Here is a 13,030-nt window from a genome sequence, read left to right on the forward strand (position 1 = left end):
CTTATCCTTTCTTATGCGAGTCGTTCAAAGATTTTATCTAACTTTTCTTTTAACGTCGCCGCGGTGAAAGGTTTAACCACATAACCATTAACACCGGCTTGCGCAGCTGCAATAATCTGTTCACGTTTAGCCTCTGCGGTTACCATTAATACAGGTAAATGCTTTAAAGAATCATCAGCACGAATCGCTCTAAGCAAATCGATACCTTGCATTCCCGGCATATTCCAGTCTGTTACCACAAAATCAAAATCACCTTTTTGCAACATAGGTAGGGCTGTTGAGCCATCATCTGCTTCTTGGGTATTATTAAATCCCAAATCTCGCAACAAGTTCTTAATGATACGCCTCATTGTTGAAAAATCGTCAACAATGAGAATCTTCATATTCTTGTCCAAGGTTTCCTCCGGTGAGCTGATACTCGTTTGCTCTAAATAAGTTATTATTCTTGTGTCCAATGCTTAAGTTTTGCTTTTAATCTGAGCATGGCCTGACTTAATATCTGGCTTACTCGCGATTCGCTAACCTCAAGGATTGAACCAATTTCTTTTAAATTTAATGCTTCGTCATAATATAACGACAACACTAAGGCATCTCTTTCTGGTAATGTTTTAATTGCTGCAACCAGCGCAGATTGGAATTGAACTTCAGCAAGTGAGTCAAAGGTTTTATCAGACGGTTCGTTGTCAGTGACTAACACATCTTGCGAAACACCAAGATCTTCTATGCCTATGATTTTACCAACAGAAACATCATTTAAGATATGATGGTACTCATCGAGCGACATATCAAGTTTTTCAGCAATTTCAGTGTCATTAGCATCACGTCCAAACTGTTGTCCTAATTCGTCAATAACCTGGGCAACACGACGATTATTACGGTGAACTGAACGTGGAACCCAGTCACCACGGCGAATTTCATCTATCATTGCGCCACGAATTCTGATTCCCGCAAAGGTTTCAAATTTAGCACCTTTACTGTTATCAAATTTAGATGAGGCTTCAAGTAACCCCATCATCCCAGCTTGTAATAAATCATCAAGTTGCACCGATGCTGGTAATCTTGCCAGCATATGATGGGCAATTCTTTTTACCAGCGGTGCATACTGTTCAACAATAGACGTTTTGTTATCGAACTGAGTATACGCAGCGGCTTTATTCACTCGTTGTTCCTTCTTCTTGTATCGGTTTACGTTGTACAAGACGTTCAACAAAGAACTCTAGATGACCACCTGGCTGTTGTGGTACAGGCCAAGTCATAATTTTATTGGCTAATCCTTGGTAAGCAATAGCTGAAGGTGATTTAGGATACGCTTCAACAACTAACTTTTGCTTACGAACAGATTTTCGTAAATTTTCATCAAATGGAACAGTTGCCACTAATTCTAAAGCAACATCTAAGAATCTATCCGTTACTTTACTTAGTTTAGCAAATAATTCCATACCTTCTCGTAAACTACGCACCATATTTGCTACAATTTTGAAGTGGAACACACCATGTTCACGACTTAAAATTTTAATCAATGCATAGGCATCAGTAATTGACGTAGGTTCATCACATACTACAATTAATACATCTTGTGATGCACGAGAAAAACTCAGCACCATATCTGATATGCCTGCCGCAGTATCCACAATTAAAATATCGAACTGAGTACGCATTTCACTAAATGCTCGGATTAACCCAGCATGTTGTGCTTGTGTTAACTCAACCATCGCTTGAGAACCTGACGTTGCAGGAACAATGCCAATACCTTTAGGCCCGCGTACAATGATGTCATCTAATTCGGCATCACCGGACAAAACATGAGATAAATTTTTCTCCGCACGTATCCCAAGCATGACATCGACATTGGCTAAACCTAAATCGGCATCAAGAACTAATACACGTTTGCCCTTTTCAGCTAACGCTACCGCGGTATTAATTGACACACTGGTTTTGCCCACTCCGCCTTTACCACCGGATACGGCAATTACTTTTACTTTATCGTTATTTGGTTGATTCATCATACGTAAACCACTTGCTTGATCCCGAGTCATATTTTCACTCAAATGCATAGGCTGTGTCATTAGACCACACTGGGTCTTGTGACGTCTGTTGTTCTTTTTCGTTTAATGCTGCTAATGCTTGCTTCGCTAATTCTAATGTATCAGCCACTTTCATGTCTTCAGGAACACGTTGACCGTTTGTAACATAACTCAATGGTAACTCATTTTGAATCAATACGCTCAATGCACCTGCAATTGATATCGATTCGTCTAATTTAGTCAAAATAGCACCAGATAATGGAATCCGCTTAAAGTGCTCTACAGCATCTTGTAATACACGACGTTGACCTGTCGCAGATAATACTAAGTAACTCCGAATAGGGATCCTACTGTTTGCAGTCAAATTATCAAGTTGTTGATACAGACGCATGTCACGTTGTCCCATACCTGCTGTATCAATTAACACTAATTTACGATTTCTAAACTGATAAAGAATTTGTTCCAACTCAGTTAAATCATTTGCTTGCTTAACTGGGCAGCCCATAATTTTCCCATAAGTCGCTAATTGGTCATAGGCACCAATTCGATAATGGTCTGTGGTAATTAATGCAACTTGTTCTGGGCCATGATGGGCAGCAAATCTTGCTGCTATTTTAGCTAAAGATGTTGTTTTACCGACACCAGTAGGTCCAACAAATGCCACAACACCACCACGTTTGACAATATCATCACCTTGATTATCAAGTAGATTAGCTAAACTTTGTGGTAACGCTCTCACTAAATCTGCTGGAGAGTAATGTTGACTTAATCCTGCTAGTTTAGCAGCTACTGCTGGAGAAAACTCAGCTGCAATCAATTTGCTTTCAAGCATGGCACCAACCGGGTCGGTGCGCTTTTTTTGATCCTTCATTAATGAGGATACTTGATGGGTCAAAAGGCTTCGTAATGAAGCCATCTCTTCGCGCAACTCTTCCATATCAGCAGATTGATTTTTATTGGTTCTTTTAGAATGTTCCGCGGTGGTTTGTGGTTGAAAAGTTGCAGCTGATTTAGCTGGCTTTGCGCCTTCTAATTGACGAGCCCATTCAGGTAATTCTGGCTCATCTTGACGCACTGACATCTGCTGAGTCATGCGGTTATGCTGTTTTTCAAGTAATGCTTGCAGTGAGTCAGCCGCTGGCGGTGGACTAACCTTAGATTGAGCTTTTACAGCAGGTTTAGCACCTAGTGATACTCTATCGTCACTCACATCCATAAAACTGCTGGTCGGCGCTTGTGACGCAATAGCGGCTTTAGGTTCGTCATAATCAACCGCCGCGACAATTTCTATCCCGCCAGTGACTTTCTTGTTTGACATAATGACAGCGTCAGAACCTAGCGTTTCTTTAACTTGGGCCAATGCTGCGCGCATATCTTTGGCAAAAAATCGTTTAATTTTCACTTATGCACCTCTAAAAACTGACATTATCACTATTGACCTACAGCTGAAACAATTCGTATTTGCTTCTCGTCTGGTATTTCTTGATAAGAAATCACTCGTAAATTTGGAATAGTGTATTTAACAAATCGTGACAGCGTTGACCTAAGCATGCCAGATGTCAATAAAATGGCTGGTTGCCCTACCATTTCTTGCTTCTGAGCAGCATCTAATAACGACTGCTGCATACGCTCTGCAAGGCCCGGTTCAATATTAGGTCCTTCACCGCCGGTAGCCTGCATAGACTTATGCAACATCTGTTCCAACTCTGGCGCCAATGTAATGACAGGGATTTCAAGTTCTGGACCAGAGATTTCTTGTACTATCATACGTTTTAACGCAATACGCACGGCAGCCGTTAGCACTTCAGTATCATTACTCTTAGTTCCATACTCTAGCAATGTCTGCACTATAGTGCGTAAATCACGTACCGATACACCTTCATTAAGTAAGTTTTGCATCACTTTAACCACCGAGCCCAGAGGCATAACATCTGGCACAAAACCATCAACCAATTTAGGTGAATTTTTGGCCAGCATATCCATTAATTGCTGAACTTCTTCGTAACCTAATAGTTTTGCAGCATTATTACTCAATAATTGACTAATATGTGTCGCGACCACAGTTGCGGTATCAACTACGGTATAGCCCAATGTTTGCGCATGTTCACGTTGCTCAGGTGCTATCCATACAGCCTCTAAACCGAAGGCTGGATCGTGAGTCTCAATCCCATCAAGCTTACCGTATACTTGGCCGGGATTAATCGCTAATTCACAATCATGCCTAACTTCAGCTTCCCCAACCACGACGCCCATTAACGAAATGCGATAGGCATTAGGTGATAAATCTAGATTGTCACGAATATGTACAGCAGGAACTAGAAAACCTAATTCTTGCGACAGTTTTTTACGTACGCCTTTGATCCTGCCTAATAATTCACCACCTTGAGACTTATCAACTAATGGAATTAAGCGATAACCGACTTCAAGTCCAATGGTGTCTACATGACGCACATCATCCCAACTTAAATCTTTAGGTTCTTTATCTTTAGTTTCAACAGGTCCTTTAGTCGCTAGTGTCAATGCAGCTTGTTTTTTATCTACGTTACGCTTGTAAACAAAGTAAGCAGCACCTGCGGTAATAAATGCAAATGTTAAAAATGCAACATGGGGCATACCTGGCACGATACCCATAACAAATAATAACCCAGCGGCAATGGCTAATGATTTATGACTGTCAAACATCTGACTAAACATCATTTGGCCCATATCACCAGACTCATTTTGACGAGTCACCAATAAAGCAGCGGCAATAGATAATAATAAACCAGGGATCTGTGCAACCAAACCATCACCGATGGTTAATAACGTATAAATTTCTACAGCACTAGAAAAGTCTAGATCATGCTGCACAATACCGATAACGAATCCACCTAAGATATTGATAACTAGAATCATAATACCAGCGATCGCATCACCTTTTACAAATTTTGAAGCACCGTCCATAGCACCGTAAAAGTCAGCTTCTCGAGTGACTTCAGCGCGACGAATACGTGCTTGATCTTGAGTCAGAGTACCGGCATTTAAATCGGCATCAATTGCCATTTGTTTACCAGGCATGGCGTCCAAGGTAAAGCGAGCACTCACCTCAGAAATACGCCCAGCACCTTTAGTTACAACGGCAAAGTTAATGATGATCAAAATAAGAAACACCACTAAACCGACTGCATAGTTACCACCGATAACTACCGAACCGAAAGCTTCGATCACTTTACCGGCAGCATCACCACCATTATGACCTTCAAGCAATACAATTCGAGTAGAAGCAACGTTAAGGCCAAGCCTTAACAAGGTAGCCACTAATAATACGGTAGGGAAAGCAGCAAAATCGAGGGGTCTATCGGTATAAATAGTAACAAGCAACACAACTAATGCTAACGCGATATTGAATGAGAAAAGGATATCGAGCAAAAAAGCAGGAATGGGTAACACCACCATTGCCAGCGCCGCAAGCACCAATAAAGGTGTACCAATACCTTTAAATGTCGCTAGTCTTATTTGTTTAAATTGCCCGAAAGCTGCTTTTGCATCCATTGAGGTAAACCCTTCGTATAGTCTATTGCGAAATAAAGTACTGATATTTGACGCCAATAAAACTATAAAGCAAAAATTGAGCCACTATTAGTTATTGCACAACATAAGCTAATTGAGTGGTGATTAATGCTTCAAATCATCTGGGATAGGTTGGTTAAGTGGGATGGCTTTAGGTCGACGGCCTTTACCTTTCTGGTATTGTCTTAGTTGAAATACATACGCTAATACTTGAGCTACAGCGGTAAATAAACCTTCAGGCACTTGTTGATCAATCTTAGTGGTATGGTAAATAGCGCGAGCTAGTGGTGGTGCAGAAACAATAGCAATATCATGCTCTCGAGCAATCTCTCGGATCCTAAAAGCAACGTCATCAACGCCTTTAGCGAGTAAAAATGGTGCTGACGAACGTTTTACGTCATATTTAACTGCCACCGCATAATGTTCAGGGTTAACCACAATAACATCAGCATTAGGCACTTCAGTCATCATACGTCGCTGTGCCAACTCTTGCTGCATCTGTCTTATTCGACCTTTAACTTCAGGCTTACCTTCTGAATCTTTATATTCATCTTTGATTTCCTGCTTAGTCATTTTCAGTTGTTTATTGTGATTCCAAATTTGAAAGGGCACATCAATAATAACAATAAATAGCATTGAACAGCATAGCAGGATAAACATCCAAATAAGTAAATCTAAAGCATGGTAAACATTACCAGGTAGGTGATCGCCAGACAGGGTTAAAATATCATAAAAATAAAAACTTAGGAGAAAATAAGCCGATAATGCCACTACCAAAAATTTAGCTATTCCCTTAGCAAGCTCAACCAAGGCTTGAGTACCAAACATGCGTTTAAATCCGTTCATTGGGTTTAATTTACTGCCCTTAGGCATAAACGCTTTGACCGAAAAAGACATACCGCCTAAAACGATATTGCCCAAAAAAGAGACAAATGCCAGTAAAGCAATAAAACTCATTAATGGCCAGGCTAACTCATTCCCAACAACTCCCCACACCCGAAACATAGAGTTGGTATCAAATATTTGGTCGCGTTCCATGGAAAAAATTTGCTTCATAATATTATAAAGGCTTTTGGCAATTGCAGGCCCTGTCATCGAAAAACCAACCGATGCGGCAATAAGTACCGCTGCGGTACCGAGCTCTTTAGAACGGGCGACCTGACCTTTTTCACGAGCTTGCTCAAGTCGCTTTCCTGTGGGCTCCTCGGTGCGTTCTTGACCACTATCACTTTCTGCCATGAATGCCCCCTAGAAAACTACAGAACTATCAAGTGGACATTGCAGCAGCAAAATATCACACAGAAGTAACTGTGCAGCTGACCAGACTTCATCAAAATGCTCCATGATGGGCCCCAATGTTAACCATAAAATAAATAAACCACTGACCATGGTGACTGGAAAACCAATAGAGAAAATATTCAATTGAGGTGACGCTCGAGTCATCACACCAAATGATAAATTAATTAATAACAAGGCAATAATAGCCGAAATAGACATAGTTAATGCTGCGCCAAACATAAAACCGCCCCATTCAGCAAGAGCGCGATAATTGGCGATTGAGATACCTTGATTTGAAATTGGAATAGATTCAAAACTGGCCACCAGCATTTTAAACATCAATAAATGACCATCTACAGCCAAAAAAATCAATGTTGCGAGTAAGAGAAAAAAGTTACTGACTACAGGTGTTTGTGCACCAGAACCCGGATCAACCATAGAGGCAAAACCTAAGCTGGTTTGCATACCAATAATCTGTCCCGTTAACACAAATGTTTGCATTACCATTAAGGTTACAAACCCCATAGAGACCCCTATTAGCATTTGTTGCAAAATGACAAAAACAGAACTCAATGCCATTAATTCGACATTTTCAATCGGGGGTAAAATGGGCGCAACAGCCATCGTTATCGCAACGGATAACATCAGCCTAACTCGAGTTGGAGTTGTATTGGCGCCAAAGACAACCATTACCATCAACATGGATGAAATACGAAAAAATGGCAATAAATAGGCAGCAATTGTTTGACTTATTTCATCAAACAAAATATCCATGACTTAACCTATCACTTGTGGAATGAGATTTACCATCTCGATAAAAAATTCCATCATGGTTTGCACTAACCAATGACCTAAAAACATTAATGCAAATAACGTTACCAATAAACGGGGTAAAAAACTTAAGGTTTGCTCGTTAATTGATGTCGCAGCTTGAAAGACCGCCACAACTAAACCGATACATAAGCCGGGTAAAATAATCGCTGACACCATAAGTACAATAACAGATAGTGCTTCTCGGAAAATATCAATTAGCGATTCTGGAGACATAATTTAAGCGCCTTATATTCCGAAGCTGTTCGCTAAAGTCCCCATAACAAGACCCCAACCATCAACAAGTACAAACAACATAATTTTAAACGGCAGTGATACGATCATCGGCGACAACATCATCATACCCATTGCCATTAAAATACTGGCCACAACCAAATCGAGTACCAAAAATGGTACAAACAACATAAAACCAATTTGGAATGCAGTTTTAAGCTCACTGGTAATAAATGCTGGAATAACAACACTCATTGGCGTTTGTTCAGGTGATTGAATATCTTTATAGCCAGATATTTCAATGAACGTTTGTAAATCTGTGGTTCTCACTTGCGATAACATAAACTTTTTAATCGGTTCTTTGCCGACATCATAAGCCTGAGTCAATGTTAATGTTTCATTGATATAAGGTTCAACGGCTTCAGCGTAAATTTTATCAAATACTGGCGCCATAATAAAAAATGTCATAAACAAACTAATGCCAATCAATACTTGGTTTGAAGGAGTTTGCTGTAAACCTAGGGCTTGTCTCAATATCGATAACACCACAATAATACGGGTAAAAGATGTCAGCATGATAACCATAGCGGGGATGAAACTCATTGCTGTCATTAGCAATAAAATTTGCATCGTTACCGAATATTCAGTTGTGCCATCAGCTCCTGTGGTAACCGTTAATGCAGGTAATACACCATCCTGAGCAAATGCAGAAGGAGATAGCCCGATTGCAATTAGTGCTACAAGCAAGATTAACACTGTAGTGCACTTATTCATTATTGCTGTCCTTAGCTTGTTTTAGACGATTTGCAAACGAAGATATGGGAATGTCGACAGGGTTGGTGAGCTTATCAATGAGGTTAATCTGTTGTGAGGTCACGCCAAGTAAGTATTGTTGGCCGTTAACCTCGACTAATACCACTTTTTCACGTTGTCCTACCGACGTAACAGCAACGGTTTTAATGACACCACCACTTGATGGCACTAATTTAAGACGTTTTACAATATAAGCTAATAAAAATATTAGCGCTAATACCACAATCAAGCCACCAACCATATTGGCTAATGTAGCAACATTTGACACTTCATTAGTTTTCGCAACGGTATTATTGGCCAGCGAGCTTGACACTTCAGGTGAGCTCAATGCCTCACTCATGATGCCAAGCATTTGTATCATATTCGCCACTTTAATTCCTTGGTATGTGGAATCAACTCAGCAAATCGAATATAACTATATAATTTGCTGCGTTAATGAATGTGGTTATTTTAGCTTTTTAATTCGCTCGGTCTGACTAATCACATCAGTTAAACGAATACCAAACTTATCGTTCACTACCACGACTTCGCCATGGGCAATCAAGGTACCGTTAACCATTACATCTAGAGGCTCACCCGCTACACGGTCAAGCTCGACTACCGACCCCTGGTTCAGCTGAAGTAGATTACGAATACTGATAAAACTGCGGCCTACTTCCATAGAAATAGTCACTGGAATATCTAAAATACCATCGAGCTTTGCAGCTTCTTCTTTAGTAATGGGTTTAGAGTCATCAACTAACTCATCAAGCTCAACCTGTTCAGCTTCTTCAATCGCCTGCTCTGCCATTGCTGCAGCCCAGTCATCACCTGTATCTTCTGTGCTCATTTACTTCACCTTATAAATCTGAAATATCACGCGACTTGCCTTTGCGAGTCACTAACTGCAGTTCTGACTTAACAGTCTCTGGCCGCGGTATTTTTTCTTTAATTTTTAATGCTAAATTATCGCGCGATTTACCCAGCTTGCATCGATAAGTGGGTAAATCCTCGATTCGCATCATAATATGCTCAGGTAATTCAATTGGAATAATATCACCCGCTTTAAATCCCATCACGTCACGCAGTGTTACTTCATGTTCTATAATGTTGGCATCAAAACCTACTTGCACATCCATGATTTCATCGCGTAATGCTTGCGACCAGCGCATATCAGTATCTTGTTTATCACTTTGGACACCCGCATCCAGCAATTCTCGTATTGGCTCAATCATTGAATACGGCATAGTGATATGAAAATCACCACCACCGCCATCAACTTCAATATGAAACGAATTAATAACAACGACTTCTGTTGGGCTAACAATATTCGCCATTGCGGGATTCACTTCAGAGTCGAGATACTCAAACTCAACATCCATTACTGGCGCCCAAGCTTCTTTATAATCTTCAAAAATAATTTTAAGCAACAACTGTACAATGCGACGTTCTGTTGGCGTAAATTCACGGCCTTCAATTTTGGCATGAAAACGACCATCGCCACCAAAAAAGTTATCAACAAGAATAAAGACTAATCGTGCTTCCATGGTGATTAAGGCGGTGCCTTTAAGAGGGCTAAATCGCACCATATTTAAGCTGGTTGGAACAAATAAAGTATGCACATACTCGCCGAATTTTAGCATCTGAACGCCATTAATAGACACTTCAGCAGCACGACGCATCATGTTAAACATGCTGATCCGCAAATGGCGTGCAAATCGTTCATTAACAATTTCAAGCGTGGGCATACGGCCACGTACAATTCGATCTTGAGATGAGAAATCATAAGAACGCGCATCAGCACTATCTTCTTCTATGTCATCATCATCAACATCGTCGACACCATGTAATAGCGCATCAATCTCATCTTGGCTTAATAAATCACTCACATAATCGCCTTAGCAGTTAATGCTTTTGGTTATTGCATTACAAAGCCAGTAAACAGGACTTTTTCAACGATTTTCTTTCCTGTTATTGGTTGTAGCGTATTTTGAACATTAAGCAACGCTAACTGGCGTAACTCATCTTTACCAGCTTGGGTACTCAACTTTTGCACATCAGCAGCACTAAAAGTGGTTAATAATGCATCTTCAATTAATGGAATATGTTTTTGGACAAGCACACTGTCATTTTCACCACGCACCATTAATTGAACTTTTATTTCGACAAGCCTAGCCCTGTCAGCACCGGGTAAATTGAATAAAAAAGGCCTCGGCATTCCAACATAATCGGCTTCTACATTATCTTTTGAATCAGATTGAGATGCGACAGAATCTTCTCCACCATCAACTGGGATAGCTTCATCCGAGCCCATAAAAAACCACACTGCGCCAGCAATTAATAAGGCAACCACTAAACCAATACCACCAAAGATGATCAGTTTATTTTTCTTCTTACCGCCGTCAGCAGTATCATTAAACTCTAATTCTTGTTCTTGATCAGCCATGATAGTGGCTCCTAATCAACATAGTGGTTAACATTAAGACGTAGCAGAATAACCAGCTGTTATCAAAAAGTCATATTATTGCTATAGGTTACCTACTTAAGCATAATAATCTATAGCTGAATGTAAACTCCTTGACGGATTTGTCATCAAGCTAACCTCTTGTGCTGAAATTTCATCCAATTGGCTGTCGCCATCACGTTGATCACTTGGTTGACCTTGTTGTTCATTTTCCTCATCACCTTGTGAAACATGACTATCAGTCAATTGTAATCCTTCTTGAGATAGCATATCTCGTAATCGAGGCATAGCTTGCTCAACAATATCACGGGTTTGCGACTGGGCAACATGGAACTGCACCTGTGTTTGGTCGCCCTGGATTTGAATTTTAACCGTTAAATGCCCAAGCTCAGGTGGATCAAGACGAATTTCAGCTTGTTGAATGCCATTACTCACCATGGTGATTAACTGTTGTTTCATCACAGGAGAAAAGCGTTGGATCATCTCTTGCATCTGCACACCAGCCTCGCCTTGTGTTCTTAACGATAACTGAAATTGTGGTACATCACTTTTATGTGCAGGAGTCAAACTACTCAGATTTTGTAGCGCTTTATTGTCAGTATCACTCACGCTGGCTAATGCATCCATTCCCAAGTTAACTTGATTAACGTTAACAGACACATCAGCTGAAGTGCGTTTTACCGCTAAGGAATCCAGTACCACGGCAAAATCAGCTTTTGCCAATACTTTGGCACTATCTGCATCCAATTGAATATTGCCATCAATGCGGGTTTTATCTCCTAAAATAGTTTTAGGATCAATTGCCGTCGTTGTTGATGCAGATTCAAGTGATGTTGCCGAACCATTAACTCTAGAGTTTAATGAATTATTTGCTGTACTTACACCGCTAGCACTGGCCTGTCCAGGTATCGCTACGCTTGCGGCCACCGACTTATCAATATCACTTTGTTTATCGTCATTAACCAAATCGCCAGATTCACCATCTTTGCTATCAACAGAGGTATCCATCATGGCTAAATTAGAAGCATCAGCACCCAGTGATTGTAAATTAAATTCACTAATTAATTTATTTAACGCCTGGTTGTCTAGCGCTTGTAAATCTTCTAAAGACAAATTGGCAAATGCCATAATCTTATCTAGGTCTTCAGTACTGAGCTGAGAAAGAGCTTCTGTGGCAGTTGCAAAATCAACTGGTAAATCAATCGTATCAATAGAATTATTAACAACAACGTCGTTTCCAGACGCTGATGAAAGAGTCGCGTCAAAATCACCTTCGGTCATCTCGCCGAGCGGCAAGTCTTTTCCGTCGGCGGCATTACGGTTATTCAATGAGTCAGCCATATTAAGCTGCGCAAAAATCATTTCCGCATCGGCATTTTCTTCTGAAGAATACTCAGTGCCAATATCGACATTCGCTTTTTCAACTTCGGTATTAAACGAGTTCTTCGTTGTATTAGCGTTACGTTGTGTAGCAAGATTGGATTCGTTTGCTTGATCTAAAGCAGATAAGAATGATTTATTATCAACATCTTGCATGTTTCCTTTCATACTCACATCAGCAGATTTACTGCTACCGCCGAGTAAAATATTGTTGACCTGCTGCATAATCTGCTCCACTCAATTAAACAAAGTTAGGTAATTTATCGTCTAATAACCACGTGTCAATGAAACTCTATACGCGCAATATTAGTCTTCTGGCGATGCAAAAGACGATGAAAAAGTTCATTGTAAAACTTACTAGTGAGCTATGTACTGTCGCTTCACTGACGATTTCTACTTATATTTATAATGTTAAGCAATTTAGGTGCCAATATTTATTGACTAACAATCTTTAAATTAAAGACGATAAACAATAAAAATGCGGAGAACGGAGTATAAG

General features: G+C 40.2%; 14 protein-coding genes. All 14 read right to left on the reverse strand.

Translation table 11 applies throughout. The annotated features are described in order from the left end of the window. Positions 1-11 precede the first annotated feature (11 nt). The 14 genes from cheY to ABIS04_RS13035 all read right to left on the reverse strand — a co-directional run bounded on the left by cheY (position 12) and on the right by ABIS04_RS13035 (position 12,756). Positions 12-395 carry a chemotaxis response regulator CheY gene (gene cheY / locus ABIS04_RS12970; protein ID WP_011919599.1) on the reverse strand — a complete coding sequence of 128 codons (384 nt, stop codon included), beginning with the start codon at positions 393-395 and terminating at the stop codon, positions 12-14. A gap of 44 nt (positions 396-439) precedes the next feature. Beyond that, on the reverse strand, positions 440-1,159 hold the full coding sequence (locus ABIS04_RS12975) for an RNA polymerase sigma factor FliA (RefSeq protein WP_140234669.1): 720 nt from the start codon (positions 1,157-1,159) through the stop codon (positions 440-442). Continuing rightward, positions 1,152-2,036, reverse strand: a complete 885-nt coding sequence (locus ABIS04_RS12980) for a MinD/ParA family protein (RefSeq protein WP_137227441.1) — start codon at positions 2,034-2,036, stop codon at positions 1,152-1,154. Before ABIS04_RS12980 ends, ABIS04_RS12975 begins: the two co-directional genes overlap by 8 nt. Positions 2,037-2,040: 4 nt before the next feature. After that, positions 2,041-3,426, reverse strand: a complete 1,386-nt coding sequence (gene flhF / locus ABIS04_RS12985; RefSeq protein WP_140234670.1) for a flagellar biosynthesis protein FlhF — start codon at positions 3,424-3,426, stop codon at positions 2,041-2,043. Positions 3,427-3,455: 29 nt separating this feature from the next. After that, positions 3,456-5,555: a flagellar biosynthesis protein FlhA gene (gene flhA / locus ABIS04_RS12990; protein ID WP_140234671.1), complete on the reverse strand. Its 2,100-nt coding sequence runs from the start codon at positions 5,553-5,555 to the stop codon at positions 3,456-3,458. Between the two features lie 123 nt (positions 5,556-5,678). After that, the gene (flhB, locus tag ABIS04_RS12995) at positions 5,679-6,812 is read right to left on the reverse strand and encodes a flagellar biosynthesis protein FlhB (RefSeq protein ID WP_140234672.1); all 1,134 of its coding nucleotides are present in this window, start codon (positions 6,810-6,812) and stop codon (positions 5,679-5,681) included. A gap of 9 nt (positions 6,813-6,821) precedes the next feature. Continuing rightward, positions 6,822-7,625 carry a flagellar biosynthetic protein FliR gene (gene fliR, locus ABIS04_RS13000; RefSeq protein WP_140234673.1) on the reverse strand — a complete coding sequence of 268 codons (804 nt, stop codon included), beginning with the start codon at positions 7,623-7,625 and terminating at the stop codon, positions 6,822-6,824. A 3-nt stretch (positions 7,626-7,628) separates the two neighbouring features. Further along, on the reverse strand, positions 7,629-7,898 hold the full coding sequence (gene fliQ, locus ABIS04_RS13005) for a flagellar biosynthesis protein FliQ (protein ID WP_137226489.1): 270 nt from the start codon (positions 7,896-7,898) through the stop codon (positions 7,629-7,631). A 12-nt stretch (positions 7,899-7,910) separates the two neighbouring features. Then, positions 7,911-8,669, reverse strand: a complete 759-nt coding sequence (fliP, locus tag ABIS04_RS13010; RefSeq protein WP_167496026.1) for a flagellar type III secretion system pore protein FliP — start codon at positions 8,667-8,669, stop codon at positions 7,911-7,913. Next, positions 8,662-9,048: a flagellar biosynthetic protein FliO gene (gene fliO / locus ABIS04_RS13015; RefSeq protein ID WP_371833641.1), complete on the reverse strand. Its 387-nt coding sequence runs from the start codon at positions 9,046-9,048 to the stop codon at positions 8,662-8,664. The genes fliP and fliO overlap by 8 nt, the downstream gene beginning before the upstream one ends. 105 nt (positions 9,049-9,153) lie before the next feature. Then, positions 9,154-9,537 carry a flagellar motor switch protein FliN gene (fliN, locus tag ABIS04_RS13020; protein WP_140234674.1) on the reverse strand — a complete coding sequence of 128 codons (384 nt, stop codon included), beginning with the start codon at positions 9,535-9,537 and terminating at the stop codon, positions 9,154-9,156. Positions 9,538-9,547: 10 nt separating this feature from the next. Next, positions 9,548-10,576 carry a flagellar motor switch protein FliM gene (fliM, locus tag ABIS04_RS13025; protein WP_140234675.1) on the reverse strand — a complete coding sequence of 343 codons (1,029 nt, stop codon included), beginning with the start codon at positions 10,574-10,576 and terminating at the stop codon, positions 9,548-9,550. Positions 10,577-10,605: 29 nt separating this feature from the next. Continuing rightward, positions 10,606-11,133, reverse strand: a complete 528-nt coding sequence (gene fliL / locus ABIS04_RS13030) for a flagellar basal body-associated protein FliL (RefSeq protein WP_140234676.1) — start codon at positions 11,131-11,133, stop codon at positions 10,606-10,608. Between the two features lie 96 nt (positions 11,134-11,229). Further along, the gene (locus ABIS04_RS13035) at positions 11,230-12,756 is read right to left on the reverse strand and encodes a flagellar hook-length control protein FliK (RefSeq protein ID WP_350431326.1); all 1,527 of its coding nucleotides are present in this window, start codon (positions 12,754-12,756) and stop codon (positions 11,230-11,232) included. Between the last annotated feature and the right edge of the window lie 274 nt (positions 12,757-13,030).

The organism is Shewanella sp. H8 (assembly GCF_040285065.1).
Taxonomy (GTDB): Bacteria; Pseudomonadota; Gammaproteobacteria; order Enterobacterales; family Shewanellaceae; genus Shewanella; species Shewanella polaris.

What these genes read in the sequence shown, in the direction of transcription:
- ABIS04_RS12980 (WP_137227441.1), bottom strand. Translation starts at nt 2,036, where the DNA reads ATGACTCGGGATCAAGCAAGTGGTTTACGTATGATGAATCAACCAAAT.
- flhA (WP_140234671.1), bottom strand. Translation starts at nt 5,555, where the DNA reads ATGGATGCAAAAGCAGCTTTCGGGCAATTTAAACAAATAAGACTAGCG.
- flhB (WP_140234672.1), bottom strand. Translation starts at nt 6,812, where the DNA reads ATGGCAGAAAGTGATAGTGGTCAAGAACGCACCGAGGAGCCCACAGGA.
- fliR (WP_140234673.1), bottom strand. Translation starts at nt 7,625, where the DNA reads ATGGATATTTTGTTTGATGAAATAAGTCAAACAATTGCTGCCTATTTA.
- fliQ (WP_137226489.1), bottom strand. Translation starts at nt 7,898, where the DNA reads ATGTCTCCAGAATCGCTAATTGATATTTTCCGAGAAGCACTATCTGTT.
- fliP (WP_167496026.1), bottom strand. Translation starts at nt 8,669, where the DNA reads ATGAATAAGTGCACTACAGTGTTAATCTTGCTTGTAGCACTAATTGCA.
- fliO (WP_371833641.1), bottom strand. Translation starts at nt 9,048, where the DNA reads ATGAGTGAGGCATTGAGCTCACCTGAAGTGTCAAGCTCGCTGGCCAAT.
- fliN (WP_140234674.1), bottom strand. Translation starts at nt 9,537, where the DNA reads ATGAGCACAGAAGATACAGGTGATGACTGGGCTGCAGCAATGGCAGAG.
- fliL (WP_140234676.1), bottom strand. Translation starts at nt 11,133, where the DNA reads ATGGCTGATCAAGAACAAGAATTAGAGTTTAATGATACTGCTGACGGC.
- ABIS04_RS13035 (WP_350431326.1), bottom strand. Translation starts at nt 12,756, where the DNA reads ATGCAGCAGGTCAACAATATTTTACTCGGCGGTAGCAGTAAATCTGCT.